Here is a 1,129-nt window from a genome sequence, read left to right as displayed (position 1 = left end):
CTCCCCGCCGCCCGGTGGGGCGCTGCTACTGGGTTCCGGTTCGAATCTTGACCCAAGATTCGACCGAGAACCCTGATCCAGCCGCAGGCGGTTATCCACAGGCGTTGTGATCTCAGTACGCCGACTGCGACGGTCGGCGGATGCCGCGACGACCGCAGATTCCACCAGCCCTCCGAGGAAGGATCTTCCGGGGCAGCGATGCCGTACGCGAAGGCCTCCTGACTCCGACGCAACTGGGCGGCAAGACATGGCGGAGGCTCTTCCGGGACGTATACGTGGAAGCCACCGCCGAGGTTGATCACTTGAACCGATGCCGAGCCGTCGTTCGGTATCTCCTTCCCGACGGTGTGCTCACGGGAGTCTCGGCTGCCTTCGCGTACGGCATTCTGCTCGGCGCGGCGGACCCTGTGGAAGTGCTGCTGCCAGTGCCGCACGGCCCGATCAAGGGTGTCGACCTGCATCACGGGCCGATACTCGACGGCGACATACGCACCGTCGCCGGCCTACAGGTGGCCTCCCCGGCCCGTACCTGCTGGGATCTTGTTCGGCATCGCCCGTTGCCCGACGCGATCGCGTACCTCGACCAGTTCGTAGGACATCGTCTCGTGACTCCGGAGGAACTGGAGAAGTACGCCTGGGAACGCGAAGCCGAGGCCTACTGGCAGCGCTTTCTTCAGGCGGCCAGGCTGGCCGACGGTGGCGCCGAGTCTCCGGGTGAATCCCGCAGCCGTCTCATGCTCGTCACGAGCGGAGTCCCACGCCCGGTCACGCAGTACGTGATCAGCCACCGAGGTCGGTTCGTCGCCCGAGTCGGCCTGGCGTGGCCCGAATATCGCGTCGCGCTCGAGTACGACGGCTTCGAGTTCCACAGCGCACGATCAGACTTGGCGCGCGACCGCGCTCGACTGAATCGGCAAGCGCTCGCCGGCTGGTTGATCATTCACGTCACCGGTGATCGGTTGCGCCGCGAACTTCCGGCCGTCGTGGAAGAGGTCCTGGCCGCGCTCCGGGCCCGAGGATGGCCAGAACGGCCTCCCGCGCTGGATCAGGGTTCTCGGTCGAATCTTGGGCCAAGATTCGACCGAGAACCCTGATCCAGCGCCAAGACGGCGCGGGGATGGGATGGCGG

General features: G+C 66.2%; 3 protein-coding genes. All 3 read right to left on the bottom strand.

Translation table 11 applies throughout. The features are described 5' to 3' along the window. The coding region (locus tag AB0H43_RS07260; protein ID WP_359997878.1) for a hypothetical protein at positions 1-464 on the bottom strand (464 nt) is incomplete at its 3' end. A gap of 39 nt (positions 465-503) precedes the next feature. Then, entirely contained in the window at positions 504-869 is a 366-nt protein-coding gene (locus AB0H43_RS07255) for a hypothetical protein (protein ID WP_359997875.1), read from the bottom strand. A gap of 9 nt (positions 870-878) precedes the next feature. Next, on the bottom strand, positions 879-1,129 hold a 251-nt coding region (locus tag AB0H43_RS07250; protein ID WP_359997874.1), incomplete at its 5' end, for a hypothetical protein.

Origin of the sequence: Hamadaea sp. NPDC050747 (assembly GCF_040654195.1) — a bacterium.
Lineage (GTDB): Bacteria > Actinomycetota > Actinomycetes > Mycobacteriales > Micromonosporaceae > Hamadaea.
This window is presented reverse-complemented; position numbering and strand designations above follow the sequence as displayed.